This window comes from Pseudomonas sp. MYb2 (genome assembly GCF_002979955.1).
In the GTDB taxonomy this organism is placed as follows: domain Bacteria; phylum Pseudomonadota; class Gammaproteobacteria; order Pseudomonadales; family Pseudomonadaceae; genus Aquipseudomonas.
In genome coordinates this window covers 265,119-279,475 of sequence record NZ_PCQC01000006.1, presented here as the reverse complement: position 1 = coordinate 279,475, position 14,357 = coordinate 265,119, and the positions used below count along the sequence as shown (strand labels likewise).

The 14,357-nt window shown below is 60.0% G+C and carries 13 protein-coding genes; 6 read left to right on the top strand and 7 right to left on the bottom strand.

What is annotated here, in order from left to right; translation table 11 throughout:
• Positions 1-5 precede the first annotated feature (5 nt).
• From CQ009_RS12585 to CQ009_RS12565, 5 genes are all read right to left on the bottom strand, one after another.
• Positions 6-560, bottom strand: a complete 555-nt coding sequence (locus CQ009_RS12585; protein ID WP_064390138.1) for a membrane integrity-associated transporter subunit PqiC — start codon at positions 558-560, stop codon at positions 6-8.
• Positions 561-576: 16 nt separating this feature from the next.
• A complete protein-coding gene (locus CQ009_RS12580; protein WP_064390137.1) occupies positions 577-2,232 on the bottom strand; it encodes an intermembrane transport protein PqiB in 1,656 nt (551 codons plus the stop codon).
• A 252-nt stretch (positions 2,233-2,484) separates the two neighbouring features.
• Positions 2,485-3,786, bottom strand: a complete 1,302-nt coding sequence (locus tag CQ009_RS12575) for an FAD-binding oxidoreductase (RefSeq protein ID WP_105706540.1) — start codon at positions 3,784-3,786, stop codon at positions 2,485-2,487.
• Positions 3,783-4,871: a polyamine ABC transporter substrate-binding protein gene (locus tag CQ009_RS12570; RefSeq protein ID WP_105706538.1), complete on the bottom strand. Its 1,089-nt coding sequence runs from the start codon at positions 4,869-4,871 to the stop codon at positions 3,783-3,785. The genes CQ009_RS12575 and CQ009_RS12570 overlap by 4 nt, the downstream gene beginning before the upstream one ends.
• Positions 4,872-5,028: 157 nt before the next feature.
• Complete coding sequence (locus CQ009_RS12565; RefSeq protein WP_064390134.1) at positions 5,029-6,387, bottom strand: glutamine synthetase family protein; 1,359 nt, start codon at positions 6,385-6,387, stop codon at positions 5,029-5,031.
• Positions 6,388-6,549: 162 nt separating this feature from the next.
• Here CQ009_RS12565 and CQ009_RS12560 point away from each other — a divergent pair, with 162 nt between their 5' ends.
• The 4 genes from CQ009_RS12560 (at position 6,550) to CQ009_RS12545 (ending at position 11,466) form a co-directional block, all read left to right on the top strand.
• Positions 6,550-7,446, top strand: coding sequence for a helix-turn-helix domain-containing protein (locus tag CQ009_RS12560; RefSeq protein WP_105706536.1), 897 nt, complete (start codon positions 6,550-6,552; stop codon positions 7,444-7,446).
• A 93-nt stretch (positions 7,447-7,539) separates the two neighbouring features.
• Entirely contained in the window at positions 7,540-8,049 is a 510-nt protein-coding gene (locus tag CQ009_RS12555; protein WP_105706534.1) for a sigma-70 family RNA polymerase sigma factor, read from the top strand.
• A complete protein-coding gene (locus tag CQ009_RS12550; RefSeq protein ID WP_177430982.1) occupies positions 8,046-8,996 on the top strand; it encodes a FecR domain-containing protein in 951 nt (316 codons plus the stop codon). Before CQ009_RS12555 ends, CQ009_RS12550 begins: the two co-directional genes overlap by 4 nt.
• A 67-nt stretch (positions 8,997-9,063) precedes the next feature.
• The gene (locus CQ009_RS12545; RefSeq protein WP_105706530.1) at positions 9,064-11,466 is read left to right on the top strand and encodes a TonB-dependent receptor; all 2,403 of its coding nucleotides are present in this window, start codon (positions 9,064-9,066) and stop codon (positions 11,464-11,466) included.
• 77 nt (positions 11,467-11,543) lie between these two features.
• Here CQ009_RS12545 and CQ009_RS12540 read toward each other — a convergent pair whose 3' ends face one another.
• Complete coding sequence (locus tag CQ009_RS12540; RefSeq protein ID WP_105706528.1) at positions 11,544-12,356, bottom strand: DUF1206 domain-containing protein; 813 nt, start codon at positions 12,354-12,356, stop codon at positions 11,544-11,546.
• A gap of 191 nt (positions 12,357-12,547) precedes the next feature.
• Between CQ009_RS12540 and CQ009_RS12535 the strand changes: the two genes are divergently transcribed.
• Both CQ009_RS12535 and CQ009_RS12530 read left to right on the top strand, forming a co-directional pair.
• Positions 12,548-12,796 carry a CsbD family protein gene (locus tag CQ009_RS12535; protein WP_105706525.1) on the top strand — a complete coding sequence of 83 codons (249 nt, stop codon included), beginning with the start codon at positions 12,548-12,550 and terminating at the stop codon, positions 12,794-12,796.
• Positions 12,797-12,984: 188 nt separating this feature from the next.
• Complete coding sequence (locus CQ009_RS12530) at positions 12,985-13,920, top strand: LysR family transcriptional regulator (RefSeq protein ID WP_105706523.1); 936 nt, start codon at positions 12,985-12,987, stop codon at positions 13,918-13,920.
• Here the strand turns inward: CQ009_RS12530 and CQ009_RS12525 are convergent.
• On the bottom strand, positions 13,905-14,351 hold the full coding sequence (locus tag CQ009_RS12525) for a heme-binding protein (protein WP_105706521.1): 447 nt from the start codon (positions 14,349-14,351) through the stop codon (positions 13,905-13,907). The two genes, CQ009_RS12530 and CQ009_RS12525, sit on opposite strands and share 16 nt — an antisense overlap.
• Between the last annotated feature and the right edge of the window lie 6 nt (positions 14,352-14,357).

The window sequence follows — 14,357 nt, the reverse complement described above, 5'->3', positions numbered from 1 at the left end:
CCCCGTCAGGACGGGGAAGGGCAGGTGCGAGCGTTGCCGGTTGCCGCCCGACTGATCTGCTCGGCCAGCCGTTTGACGTTGTGCTGCTGGGCGCCCACCAGATCATCGATGGTCGGGCCGGACGGTGTCTGCAGGGTCGAACGGCAGGTCAGCAAGCCATTGTCAGTGGCGCCGACGGGCCGCAAGCGCCATTTGGCGTCGATCAGGCCGTACTGACCGGGGATCGAGTCGAAGCGTTGCACTTCGATGCGCACCGAAACGTTGCCTTGGCCACTGGTATTGCTCAGTTGATCGGCCAACGCACCGCGCAACTCATCCGCCAGTGTCGCCCCCCACCAATCGGTTTCCAGAATCGCCAGGCCGCTGTTGCCCTGGCGGATAACGATTTGCGCACGGTCGACCTGCGGCGGTACGGTGATGGCTTCAATCGGGATTTGCGCCCCGGGGCGGGCGCTGCCCAGTTGCACCGGCGTCAGCGTATGAAAGCTGATCGGGTCGCTGCGGCAGGCGCCGAGCAACAAGCACGCAGCGAGCACGGTGATTTTCAGCGGTACAGCCATGGTTAAGCTCCTGTGCTCAATTGCGTGGCGGTCCTTTCAGGTCCAGCGGCGCTGCGTTGTCTGGGCGACCGCGAATCAGCGATTCCGGATGGCGACCAAGGTAATCCGAGAGTTCGCGCAGGGAGCGCGACATGCGCCCGAGTTCGTCGAGGGTCTCGGTGAGCTTTTCGCGTTGCGGTGAATCTTCGGCCAGGGTCGAGCTGGCGGACTGTAGGGTTTTGCTGACGTCGGCGAGGGTGTTTTGCACGCCCGGCAAGGTCTTCGCGTTGAACTGGGTCAGGCCTTTGCGCAGTTCGACCAGGTTGCTGTCGAGGTTGCTGGCAATGCGATCGACTGGCAGCTTGTTGAGCTTGTCGACCACGGCTTCGAGTTTTTCCTGCAGTTGCTCAAGGCTGCCCGGCACGGTCGGGATCATCACCGGGCGCAACGTCGGATCGAACGCGACTTTCTCGGCTTTCGGGAAGAAGTCCAGGGCAACGTACAGCTGCCCGGTCAGCAGATTGCCGCTGCGGGCCTGCGCACGCAGGCCATTGTCGATAAAGGTACCGATCAGACGAATCCCGGCCGCTTCGTCGTTGGGGTCATGCTTGAAGGCAGTGAGCATTTTGCCGTAGGCCATGCCCAGGCGCTGCGGGTAAATGACGATGCCGACGTTGAGCGGGAAGCTGCGTTTTTTCGCATCGAAATCCAGATTGATCCCGACCACCCGGCCGATCTCCATGCCAAGGAACTCCACCGGCGCATCAACTTTCAGGCCGCGCAGGGATTGGTCGAAGCGCAGACTCAAGTATTGCGCCTTGCCGTTGGGCGGAGCGAGGGCAGTGCTCTGTTCGGCAAACAGTTCGAAGCCTTTGTCTTCGGCTGCTGCGACGTCGTTGGGGCTGTATTCCGGGGCACGGAAGGCGATGCCGCCGACCAGCAGGGTCGAGAGCGACTCGGTCTTCACCGCAAAGCCGTTGGCGCCGACATTGACGTCGATGCCGCTGGCGTTCCAGAAACGCGTGTTTTCGGTGACGAAGGCATCGTTCGGCGCATGGATGAACACTTCGATATTGACGCCTTTGCCGTCGGGGTCGAGGGCGTAAGTGACGACTTGGCCAACCGGAATCTTGCGGTAGTAAACGGGGGAGCCGATGTCCAGCGATCCGAGGTCCGAAGCATGCAGCATGAAACGCTTGCCGGGTTCGCCGTAGGTAATGGGGGGCGGGTTTTCCAGGCCTTTGAAGTGCTTGGCGCGGGCATTGGACTGGCCGATGTCGGCACCGATGTAATCGCCGGAGAGCAGGGTGTCGATGCCGGAAACACCGCCAGCGCCGATCCGTGGGCGCACGACCCAGAACTGTGAGTCTTCACGGGTGAAGGTTTCGGCCTGTTTGGCCAGCTTGATGGTGGCGTTGACGCTTTTCTGGTCATCGCTCAACTCGACATCCGTGACCTGGCCGACAACCACGTTGCGGTACTTGACCTCGGTTTTGTTCGCCGTCAGCCCGCTGCCGGTCTTGAAGGTGACCACGATGGTCGGGCCTTCCTGGAGGATGTTGTGCACCACCAGCGAGATGCCCACCAGCACGGCGACAATCGGTACGATCCATACAAGTGAAATGCCGAAACGGCGGGTTTTGACTGGGGCCTGGCCAGGTGCTCGCGGCTCGTCGGTGGCTGACGACTTCATCCATGTCCTCCTCGATTGATTGGGCACTGAGCGTCAGGAACGCAAAAGCACCTCATCAATATAGAAGTGCTTGGCGATAGAGCAAATCTGTATAGCGCACGCGCCGTGATTCCCCTGTAGGAGCTGCCGCAGGCTGCGATCTTTTGATTGATCGTTCCCACGCTCTGCGTGGGAACGCAGCCGGGGACGCTCTGCGTTCCAAACAAGGTCAAAAGATCGCAGCCTGCGGCAGCTCCTACAGGGATTTGGGGTTTAACCGAGCATTTCCCGCAGCCGATACCAGAACATCCCCAGTGCCAGCAGTGGCGAGCGCAGGGCCGTGCCGCCGGGGAAGGTCATGTGCGGCACGCCGCTGAACACGTCCATACCTTGACTGTGTCCGGCGTGAATGGCCTCGCCGAGCAGTTTCGCGCACCAGTGCGTCACGTTCAGGCCATGCCCGGAATAGCCCTGTGCGTAGAACACGTTCGGGTGTTGCTTGAGCCGACCGACCTGCGGAAAGCGGTTAGCAGTGATGCCGATCTTGCCGCCCCACTGGTAATCGACGCGCACGTCGGCCAGTTGCGGGAACACCTTGAGCATCTTCGGGCGCATGTAGGCGGCGATGTCCGCTGGATCGCGACCGGAATAGTGGCAGGCACCGCCGAACAACAAGCGCCGATCGGCCGAGAGCCGGTAATAATCGAGGCCGACTTTCTGGTCGCACACTGCCAGATTGTGCGGAATCAATTGCGCGGCGCGCGCCTCGGACAACGGTTCGGTGGCGATGATGTAACTGCCGGCCGGCAGCACTTTGCCACTGAGTTGTTGTTCGAGTTCATCCAGATGCGCATTGCAGCCGAGCACCAGGCTGCCGGCACGCACCGTGCCATGGGCGCAGCGCAACTGCACCGTCGCGCCGTGGATAATTTCCAACACCTGACTTTGCTCGAAGATCCGCACGCCCAGCGCTGCTGCCAGGCGCGCCTCGCCTTGCACCAGATCCAGCGGGTGCAGGTGGCCGGAGCCCATGTCGACCAGGCCACCGGCATAAATGTCGGAGTTCACCACTTGCTGGCGAATCTGCTCAGGGCCGATCAGGCGGGTTTCGTGAGCGTAGCCGAGTTCAGCGAGGTCAAGCCGTTCGTCCTTGAAAGCATCGAACTGCGCCTTGGTGTTCGCCAGATCGCAGAAGCCCCAGCTCAGGTCGCACTCGATGCCGTTGTCGCCGATGCGCTGGCGCACCAGTTCCACCGAATCGATGCCGGCGCGCTGCAAGTAACGCACGCCTTCCTGACCGACATACTTGGCGAATCCGTCGACGTCATGACCGATGCCGCGAATCAACTGCCCGCCATTGCGGCCGCTGGCGCCCCAGCCGATGCGCCGCGCCTCGAGCAAAATCACCGAGAGCCCGCGCTGAGCCAGTTCGATGGCGGTGTTGACCCCGGTGAACCCGCCGCCGATCACGCAGACATCGGCAGTCAGATCACCGTCCAGCGTTGGATACGGTGTGGTCGCCCGCGCTGACGCTGCGTAATACGAACGGGCATGTTCCTGGGTGTACTGATTCATTTGTTCGACTTCACTTTGCTCCAGGACCGGGTCATCAGACGCATGATCGCTTGGGGCGGGGTAGTAGAGATGTAGAGCTTGTCGAGGACTTCTTGAGGCGGGTAAACCTCAGGGTTGTTGACCAAGTCCTGATCCATGTACTGCTTGGCGGCCGGGTTCGGGTTGGCGTAACCGACGGACGCGCTGACCTTGGCGATCACTTGTGGATCGAGCAGGTAATTAATGAAGGCGTGGGCTTCTTTGGTGTTGCTGGCGTCAGCGGGGATGGCCAACAGATCGAACCAGAGGTTGGCGCCTTCTTTCGGAATGGCGTAAGCGATGTTCACGCCGTTCTTGGCTTCCTTGGCGCGGTTGGCGGCCTGGAACACGTCGCCGGAATAACCGAAGGCCACGCAGATATCGCCGTTGGCCAGATCCGACACGTATTTCGACGAGTGGAAGTAGGTGATGTACGGACGGATGCTCAGCAGTTTGGCTTCGGCTTTCTTGAAGTCTTCCGGGTTCTCGCTGCGCGGGTCCATGCCCATGTAATTGAGCACGGCGGGAAAGACTTCGTCAGCGGAGTCCATCATCGACACGCCGCACTGGCTGAGCTTTTTCAGGTTCTCAGGCTCGAACAGCACGGCCCAGGAATCGATGTGGTCGATGCCCAGCACTTGCTTGACCTTGTCGACGTTGTAGCCGATGCCGTTGGTGCCCCACAGGTACGGCACCGAGTGCGCGTTGCCCGGATCGTTTTTCTGCAGCAGTTCGAGCAGTTTCGGGTCGAGGTTCTTGAAGTTCGGCAGTTGCTCGCGATCCAGTTTGAGGAACGCGCCGGCTTTCACCTGACGGGCGAGGAAATGGTTGGACGGCACCACCACGTCGTAGCCAGTGCGACCGGCGAGCAGTTTGCCTTCCAGGGTTTCGTTGGAGTCGAAAACGTCGTAGATCACCTTGATTCCGGTTTTGGCCTGGAAGTCGGCGAGGGTGGTTTCGCCGATGTAGTCGGTCCAGTTGTAGACGCTGACCTGGGGTTGAGCTTGGGCTACCGCGCTGAACAGCACGCTCAGGGCGACCGGGAGTACGGATTTCAACAGACGCATTTCGACACCTCTTCTTAGAATGATCGTTCCCACGCTCTGCGTGGGAATGCCTCAACGGACGCTCCGCGTTCGGCTTTGGATGGGACGCGGAGCGTCCCGGGCTGCATTCCCACGCAGAGCGTGGGAACGATCGACATAGGGGATCTTTTAGCTTGGGTTACACGCTGAGCATCAGGAACTCACGCTCCCACGAGCTGATCACGCGCTTGAAGTTTTCATGCTCGGCACGCTTCACCGCGACATAGCCACGCACGAACTTGTCGCCAAGGTATTGCGCGACGGTTTCGCACTCTTCCATTTGCGTCAGCGCTTCTTCGATGGTGATCGGCAGGCGCAGGTTGCGGCGTTCGTAGGCGCGGCCTTGTACGGCGGCGCTTGGCGCGATGCCTTCGACCATGCCGATGTAACCGCAGAGCAAACTGGCGGCAATCGCCAGATACGGGTTGGCGTCGGCCCCCGGCAGACGGTTCTCGACGCGCATGGCTTCAGGGCTGGAGGTCGGCACACGCAGGCCGACGGTGCGATTTTCTTCGCCCCATTCGACGTTGACCGGTGCCGAGGTGTCCGGCAGGAAGCGGCGGAACGAGTTAACGTTTGGCGCGAACATCGGCAGCACTTTCGGGATGTACTTCTGCAAACCGCCGATGTAGTGCAGGAACAGCTCGCTCATTTGCCCATCGTCATTGGCGAAGACTGGCTTGCCGGTGGCGATGTCGACCACGCTTTGGTGAATGTGCATGGCGCTGCCCGGCTCATCGCCGATTGGCTTGGCCATGAACGTCGCGGCGACGTTGTGCTTGAGCGCGGCCTCACGCATGGTGCGTTTGAACACGGTGATCTGGTCGGCCAGATCCAGCGCGTCGCCGTGACGGAAATTGATTTCCATCTGTGCCGGGCCGTCTTCATGGATCAGTGTGTCGAGGTCCAGACCTTGCAGTTCGCACCAGTCGTAGACGTCTTCGAACAGCGGATCGAATTCGTTGGCGGCATCGATGGAAAACGACTGACGACCGCTTTCCGCACGGCCCGAGCGACCCAGCGGTGCCTTCAGCGGCAAGTCCGGGTCTTCGCAACGTTGGGTCAGGTAGAACTCCATTTCCGGCGCAACAATCGGCTTCCAGCCCTTGTCGGTGTAGAGCTGCAGGACTTTCTTCAGCACGTTGCGCGGCGACAGTTCGATCGGATTGCCGAACTTGTCGAAAGTGTCGTGGATGACGATGGCGGTCGGCTCGATCGCCCATGGAATCACGTAGACCGCGTCAGCCACTGGCTTGCAGACCATGTCGATGTCGGCAGGATCGAGCAGGTCGTAGTAGATGTCGTCGTCGACAAAATCCCCGGTTACCGTTTGCAGCAGCACACTTTCCGGCAGGCGCATGCCTCGCTCATGCAGGAACTTGTTGGTCGGTGCGATCTTGCCGCGGGCAATGCCGGTCAGGTCACTGACCACACATTCGACTTCGGTAATCTTGTGATCTTTCAGCCACGTGAACAGCTGATCGAAAGGGGCATTCATAAAGACCTCGTTATTGGTTTTATAGACGCCGGGGAGGGCGGGTTTCATCTTCCGCCCCTTCCCCTGTGGCGCGTTGACGACTATCTTGGGCGAGCCTTGCAGTTCCATCTATCCACTTTAAGCAGCACCAAAGCGCACCAAAAGAGTGCGCAAGGTCCCCCCATGACAACGTGCAATCCGCTACAAGTCCAAGCGTTCAACACCGCCGATGTCGCCGAACAAGTCCGTGCTACACCGGGCTGGGTCCAGCATTACCAACAGATGTCGCCGGGGCATTTTGCCGGGCAGATCCGCTATCTGGATCTGCAGGGCGTCGAGGTCTATGAAGAGCAGATGAACACCCGGGTCGAGCAGAATTTCAGTGCGCCGTCGGGTGCTTTGGCGTTCTGTTTTGATCGCAGTGACAACGCGCTGTACCTGCTCAATGAAGAGAGCCGCAACATCTGGATTACCCCGGAGAACTATCAGGAAATCGCCGTGGTGTTCGGTCCGGAGTTTGTCCGTCAGCACGGTCTGGATGTGGCGAAACTCGAAGGGTTGTTCATGACGCAACTCAACTGCGGACAGAATGCCCTGTTCAGTCGCTGGTTAAGTTCGACTCTCACGAAGTTGTCGCAAGCTGTTGATCCGCTTGATAAAGATTCGCTGACAAAGCAGCTGCTCGAAGACTGTTTGTTCATCCTCGACAACGCTCATACCAGCCTTGATCGCGGCGGGTTACAGAAACGTAGCGAAGAACGAATGATCATGAAACGGATCGGGGAGTGGGCGGCGGATTCGCCGGAAGACACCCTCAATCTGCTCGAACTGTCGCACGTGGCAGGGGTACCTTTGCGGCAATTGCAACAAGCGTTCAAGGCCTACACCGGGATGACCCCGAGTCACTGGCTGCGCTTGCGTCGGTTGAACAGTGCACACCGCGAATTGCTCAAGCGCCGGCCCACGGAGACCACCGTGGCGGAGGTCGCCATGCACTGGTCGTTCTGGCATTTGGGAAGGTTTTCCAGCAGTTACCGGGCGTTGTTCAAGGAGTTGCCGAGCGAGACGCTGAAGCGCTGATAAGTGCCGCTGCGGATAAAAAGGCTTTGTCTCGGCGCGCAAGTTAAATAGAATCACTCTCATTTGAAACTGACTTCGCGCAGGACTCATGAGATGACTGAAGCAGCGACGCCATCGCCGCAGCACCTGCACGAACTGTATCGCGATCATCGAGGCTGGCTGGAAACCTGGCTGCGGCGGCGCATGGGCAATGCGTGGGATGCGGCTGATCTCAGTCAGGACACCTTTCTGCGCGTGCTGTGCAGTGCGCAACCGATCGCCGACATGCGCGAACCGCGCGCGTATTTGCTCACCGTGGGCAAACGTCTGCTGAGTAATTTCTATACGCGGCGCAGCCTGGAAAAAGCCTATCTCGAAGCCCTCGCGCAATTGCCCGAAGAATGCGTGCCGTCGCCCGAGCAACGGTGGGTGCTGCTGGAAACCCTGCAAGCGCTGGATGAATTGCTCGATGGCTTGCCTCGGCCAGTGCGGCGGGCATTTCTCTGGAGTCAGCTGGAAGGCCTCGGTTACCGTGAAATCGCCGAGCGTCTACAAGTCTCTGAACGAACTATAAAACGTTATATGTCAACGGCTTACGAGCATTGCTTGATGTTGGATCTATGATGCGAATAGCGCCCAACCTACAAGCGCGCGATGTTGCACGTGCCGCTGCGCAATGGCTGGCGTTACTGGAATCCGGTGATGCTACCGATGACGATCACGTGCGGCTGAAGCACTGGCGCGACAGCGATAGCCGCCATGAAAACGCCTGGCAGAAGATTCAATTGCTGCGCCAGCGCTTTTCCAGTCTGCCGACAGAATTGGCCATGGCCACACTCGATCGCCCGGATCTGGCGCGGCGTGCGGCACTGAAACGAGCGCTGGGTCTGGCGGCGTTGGTGCCTGCGGCGTGGTTGATCAGTCGCCAGTTGCCGCTCGACGTTTGGCGCGCCGATTTACAGACCGCCACTGGCGAGCACACCCGAACACGGTTGGCCGACGGCAGCACCTTGCAACTGAACACCGCCAGTGCGGTAAACGTCGATCTGGCCAGCCGTCAGTTGACCTTGGTGCGCGGCGAAATGGCGCTCAACGTTCCGGGTAGCACGGCATTGACGGTCAACGCGGCGTACGGTCGGATCATCGTCAGCCGCAGCGAAATCTGTGTGCGCCTCAACGAGCGTGATTGCGATGTTTCGGTGGTCAGCGGCTCGGTGCAATTGCAGCCCTTGCACGGGCCGGCGCTGCAGTTGAACGCCGGGCAACAGGTCAATTTGCAGGCCTCCGGCGCCGCACCGATCGCGCTGTTCGACGCCAAAATGCCGGGTTGGCGTGACGGTGTGTTAATGGCGCAAAACCAGCCGTTGGGGGATTTCCTGCGCGAGTTGAGCCGTTATCGCTCGGGCCTTTTGCGCTGGGAGCCGGCACTGGAAGGTCTGCGTGTCACCGGCAGTTTCCGTCTCGACGACACCGATAAAGTCCTGGCCCTGCTGGCGGCGAGCCTGCCGTTGGAGGTGCATTCGCGCACGCGTTTCTGGGTAACGCTGACGCCGCGAAAAAATATCGTCTGAAGCCTGTCCCTTTTTTTCGCCTCACCGGTCATTGCAGGTAAGTGAACAAAATCGAGAGCTTCTTCCAATGCCCGCAGTATTCCCAAGTCGTTTGCGTCCGTTGTTGCAATTGAGCCTCCTGCTGAGCCTGAGTGCCAGCCCTGTGTTGATCCAGTCCAGTTGGGCCGAAGACGCCGCTCGACGCAGTTACCAGGTGCCGGCCGGTAGTTTGAGTGCAGCACTGACCCGCTTTGCCGGGTTGGCCGGGGTCAATCTGTCGGTCGATCCGGCACTGGTGAGTGGCCGCAACAGCAACGGCTTGTCCGGCGAATTCGCTGTGGAGGAGGGGTTCGCTCGCTTGTTGCTGGGTTCCGGTCTGCAACTGCAACCGCTGGGCGATCAGGCCTACACACTGATTCCAGCGGCCGAGGGCAGCAGCCTGCAACTGGCGCCGACGTCGATTCTTGGTGCCACCGGTTCCAGTGATGCTGATGTGTTTGCCGGCGGCCAGGTCGCGCGCCGTGGCTCGCAGGGTTTGCTGGGGTCGAAAGATTTCATGGAAACCCCGTTCAGCATGACCACCTACACCAGCGAGGCGGTGAAGAATCAGCAGGCGCGCACCTTGGGCGATCTGATTGCCAGCGATCCGTCGGTGCGCGCGACCAACCCGGCCGGTGGCCGCTACGAGCAGTTCACCATCCGTGGTTTCAGCCTGTTCAACAGCGACGTCGCCTACAACGGGCTCTATGGCGTGCTGCCCACTTACACGATCGACATGGAAATGGCCGATCGCGTCGACATCCTCAAAGGCCCGAGCCAACTCATCAACGGGATTTCGCCACGGGGCAGTGTCGGTGGCGGGATCAACGTGGTGCCCAAGCGTGCCACCGACAAACCGATCACCTCACTGACGGCCAATTACGCCTCGAACAATCAGGTCGGCGGCGCGGTGGATGTCGGACGGCGGTTCGGCGAGGACAATCAATTTGGCCTGCGTTTCAACGGCGTCAAACAATCCGGCGACACCGAGTGGGATCATCAAAGTGTCGACCGTGACATGGCCGTTCTAGGCCTGGATTTTCGCGGTGAACGCCTGCGCCTTTCGACCGATATCGGCCACACCGAACGCGACACCGACGCGCCGCAGGAGCGCGTGCAGGTCGCGGCCAATGCCAAGGTGCCGAGCGCGAACAGCGTGCATCGCAACTACGCGCAACCTTGGAGCCAAGCGCAAACCGAGGACACCTTCGGCACGCTCAACGCTGAGTTCGACGTCAATGATTCGGTGATGCTGTACGGCGGTGTCGGTGCGCGCAAAAGTAATCATGACTTCTTGCGCCACGCCGTTTCCGTGACCAACAACGCCGGTGATTTCAGCGTTCTGCCACGCGACTTCACCCGCGACGAAAACGTGCGCACGGCCACCGCCGGCGTGCGCAACTGGTTCCACACCGGGCCGGTGAGCCACGAGGTCAATCTCGCGGCCAGCTACTTCTACATGGATTTCGAGAACGGCGGCGCGCGTTACGCCGCAGGGCGCAGCAATCTGTATGACCCGGTGGAAACGGCAAAACCTGGCATGCCAACCCGCAATGACGCCAAGGTCTACACCGAAAACCGCTTCAGCGGCGTGGCGTTGTCCGACACCCTGGGCTTTTTCGATGATCGCTTGCTGCTGACCCTCGGTGCGCGCTGGCAGCGGGTGAAAGTTGATGACTGGAGCGATGACGTTAAAGGCGACACGGCTTACGACGAGGAAAAGGTTTCGCCATCGGGCGGCATTCTGTTCAAGGCGACCGACAAACTGTCGTTGTACGCCAACTACATGGAAGGTTTGAGTCAGGGCAAGATCGCGCCTTCGACATCAGTGAACGAGGATGAGATCTTCCCGCCATTTATCAGCCGTCAGGTTGAAGTCGGTGCCAAGTACGATGCCGGCTCGTATGCATTGACGGCAGCGGTGTTCAGGATCAAACAGCCCGCTTATGAAACCAACGCAACGACCCGAGTCTTCGGACCCAACGGCAAGCGACAGAACGACGGCGTGGAGTTGAGCGTGTTCGGCGAACCGCTTAAAGGCTTCCGTTTGCTCGGTGGCGTGATGTACATCGACAGCGAATTGACCAAGACCACGAATGGCACCTTCGACGGCAACCGGGCGCCGGCGACGCCGAAATACAACGTCAACCTGGGCGCCGAGTGGGACGTGCCGACGGTGCAGGGGCTGACGCTGACAACCCGTGGCATCTATTCGAGTTCGCAGTATCTGGATCAGTCCAACGACAAGGAGATCGACTCGTGGGAGCGCTTCGACGTGGGCACGCGCTATGCCTTCAAGGTTGACGACAAGACCATCACCTTGCGTGGCAATATCGAGAATGTGCTGGACAAGCGTTATTGGAGTTCGGCCGGGGCCTCGGATGACAGTGAGCCGGGGTTGACGTTGTCGACACCGAGGACTTATCTGCTGTCGGCCACGGTGGATTTCTGACTGAATGCACTGCTCACCGAGCGTGGGCAGTCACACTCCCGCCGGGCTGGAAAAGCTTCGACAGAGGGCGCAGCGCTCTACTGCCTTGAGACGCCCGGCACATCCATATTGATCTTGCGCCAGAACGCTTCAGAGAAACTGTAAACCGAGAAGGCAATCAGCCCCGCGGCCATCACCATTAGAATCAGCCATCCCGCTGGCAGGTTCTGCAGGGCGTCGAGGGCTTCCTTCATACCCGGTGGGTCCATGGCTTTATAAGCGGAACCGCTGATGGCCAGCAGCACGGCAATTTCGATAAACACCACGCCACGGGCGATCAGACCGAACCGCGACACCGGGCGGACGTAACGCATGACGTCTTCGTCGGCCTCGAAATATTGCTCGAATGACGCCTTCCAGCCTTTGATGATGTGAGCGATTCCAACACCCAGCGGAATGAGCGCGATCAGGTACACCAATAAGTTCGAGTCTTCCCAAGACAAAAAATGCGCCAGCCAGTCCTTGGTCTGGCCGCCGGAAGCGCCCGAGCTTTTAATGCCGCTGATCAGCAGGCCCAATGCAAAGAATGCCAGCGCACCGTTGACCAGACCGCCGGCGAACAGACCGGCGCGAATCACCAAACCCTTGACGTTTTTGCCGTGATGGTCGACATCGCGGGTCGCTTGCAGGAAACGCCAGGCGGCAAAAGCGAGCAGGCCGGCTACGACAATCCCAACGAGAAAATAGCCGAACGGCTGAGCCAGCAAGGCCTCGAGGCTCCTGTGGCTGTCCTTGGGTTTGGTCGAATCATGGGCTGCCAGCAACGCGAAGATACCGATGATCAGGTAAAGCACACCTCGAGCGGCGTAGCCTCCCCGGGCGAGTATGACAAGGCTGCGTTGCGCGGACATTGGATGGATTCTCGAGAGTGATTCAAGAGCAGACCCTTCTCACTTGGAGGGGTTCTATTGCCAAAGGGGAAAACTGTCGGGCCACATCATCTTTGAACTAATCATCCGGCGTGCGCCCCTAATGTCGTGCTGCCAGCCACGCGGTTAGGGCTGTCGGCATTCCCCACTCATGCACGCAGGGTTGATCAATCATGAAGAGCGAACAGGTAGAAGGTGTAGCAGAAAAGCTGGCCGGCAAGGCGCAGAGCGCAGTCGGTAGACTGATGGGGGACTCGGCAATGGAGGCTGAAGGTGCTGGTCGTCAGGCGGCTGGCCAACTGACCAAAACCTACGGCGATACACTCGACAGCGTTTCAACGTTCGTTAAAGAGAAACCCGTCGCCGCACTCGCCATTGGCGCGGCCGTCCTGCTCTTGGTCAATCGACTGCTGCGCCGCTGAGCCAAGGTGCAGGAAGTCCCCAACCTGAGTCACGCCTCGCTGGTGCCTGGTATCGTTGTTGACGATACCTGCCAGCGATACAGGCGATTGGTACATCGGTAAGCCGCTGGTTAAGGTCATGATTGGGGTGTGGACCATGCCCGCCATTCCGGGCAAACACCTGACCCACGCCCATCAGCGGAACCGACATGCGATATCGACGCCTCGACCTTAATCTATTGGTTGCGCTGGACGCTTTGCTGAGCGAATGCAGTGTCAGCAGGGCGGCCGAGCGTTTGTGTCTGGGGCAGTCAGCAGCCAGTTCGGCATTGGGCCGCTTGCGTGAACATTTCAACGACCCGCTACTGGTACAAGTGGGACGCCGCCTCGAACCCACGGCGCTGGGCCTGGAGTTGCTGCCAAAAGTGCGTGCAGCGTTGGCGCTGACACGGGAAGTCGTCGACGCGCCGCTGAATTTTGATCCGGCACACTGCGACCGGCATATCACTCTTGTAGCCTCCGACTATGTCGCCGACGTGCTGCTGCCTTCAGTCAGCCGTGCATTGGCGCGTATCGCTCCGGGTATTCGCTTGAGCCTGCGCGACATGCCTGTCCCGCGCGACGGTGATGTCGTCAGCGAAGCGCTCGATTATCGACGCAGCGATTGCGTGATCGTGCCGCAACGCCGGTTGAATCCGGCCTATCCCCATGTGTCGCTCATGACGGATCAGCTCTGTTGTATCGTCTGCGCCCAACAGCCAGAGTTTAGCGAGCAACTGAGCATGGCCGACTATCGCACCGCGGCGCATGTGGTGCGCGAGTTTGCCGACGGGCACAACCTGGCGATGGATGCCATGCACCTGCATGAACTCGGCATTGAGCGACAAGTGGCCGTGACCGTTGAAAGCTTTGTACTAATGCCGCAATTCATTGTCGGTACCGCACGCATTGCCACGGTGTTTCGACGACAGGCGCAACGCTTCGCCCAGTGTTATCCATTACGCGTCCACCCGGCGCCGTTGGCTTTTCCCGAGGCCGTTCAAGTCTTGCAATGGCATCCCTATCAAGAACATGACCCCGCCATGCAATGGTTTCGCGGCCTGCTTCTGGAACAGGCCGCGTTGCTCGATCAGCCCTCTGGTTGATCGCCGTTGTCGGCCATTAATCCGGCCTTGGCGATGGCCAGCAATGCGCAGCGCTCGTCGTTGTCCGAGGTATCGCCACTGATGCCGATGGCCCCGAGCACCATGCCCTCGGCATTACGAATCAGCACACCACCCGCCACGGGAATCACCTCGCCGCCGGTCAAACTGTTGATCGCGTCGAAAAACGCCGGCATGGCCTGCGCGCGTCGCGCCAGTTCGCGCCCACCAAAACCCATGCCCAGGCAACCGCGTGCCTTGCCGGTGGCGATTTGCGGGCGCAGGAAAGTGGCGTGTTCGTCGCGCAAAACCGCCAATGGATGGCCGGCGGCATCCAGCACAGCGACGCCCAGAGGCTTGATTCCGGTTTCCCGAGCAATGCAAATGGCATCGCTGGCCATGTTCGTCGCAGTCAGTAGATCAAGTTGTTGCATGGCCTC

Bases quoted from the DNA above. Each gene is read 5' to 3' on its own strand.
- CQ009_RS12530 (WP_105706523.1), top strand. From the start codon at position 12,985: ATGCGATATCGACGCCTCGACCTTAATCTATTGGTTGCGCTGGACGCT.
- CQ009_RS12560 (WP_105706536.1), top strand. From the start codon at position 6,550: ATGACAACGTGCAATCCGCTACAAGTCCAAGCGTTCAACACCGCCGAT.
- CQ009_RS12540 (WP_105706528.1), bottom strand. From the start codon at position 12,356: ATGTCCGCGCAACGCAGCCTTGTCATACTCGCCCGGGGAGGCTACGCC.
- CQ009_RS12565 (WP_064390134.1), bottom strand. From the start codon at position 6,387: ATGAATGCCCCTTTCGATCAGCTGTTCACGTGGCTGAAAGATCACAAG.
- CQ009_RS12555 (WP_105706534.1), top strand. From the start codon at position 7,540: ATGACTGAAGCAGCGACGCCATCGCCGCAGCACCTGCACGAACTGTAT.
- CQ009_RS12545 (WP_105706530.1), top strand. From the start codon at position 9,064: ATGCCCGCAGTATTCCCAAGTCGTTTGCGTCCGTTGTTGCAATTGAGC.
- CQ009_RS12570 (WP_105706538.1), bottom strand. From the start codon at position 4,871: ATGCGTCTGTTGAAATCCGTACTCCCGGTCGCCCTGAGCGTGCTGTTC.
- CQ009_RS12575 (WP_105706540.1), bottom strand. From the start codon at position 3,786: ATGAATCAGTACACCCAGGAACATGCCCGTTCGTATTACGCAGCGTCA.
- CQ009_RS12580 (WP_064390137.1), bottom strand. From the start codon at position 2,232: ATGAAGTCGTCAGCCACCGACGAGCCGCGAGCACCTGGCCAGGCCCCA.
- CQ009_RS12535 (WP_105706525.1), top strand. From the start codon at position 12,548: ATGAAGAGCGAACAGGTAGAAGGTGTAGCAGAAAAGCTGGCCGGCAAG.
- CQ009_RS12585 (WP_064390138.1), bottom strand. From the start codon at position 560: ATGGCTGTACCGCTGAAAATCACCGTGCTCGCTGCGTGCTTGTTGCTC.
- CQ009_RS12550 (WP_177430982.1), top strand. From the start codon at position 8,046: ATGATGCGAATAGCGCCCAACCTACAAGCGCGCGATGTTGCACGTGCC.
- CQ009_RS12525 (WP_105706521.1), bottom strand. From the start codon at position 14,351: ATGCAACAACTTGATCTACTGACTGCGACGAACATGGCCAGCGATGCC.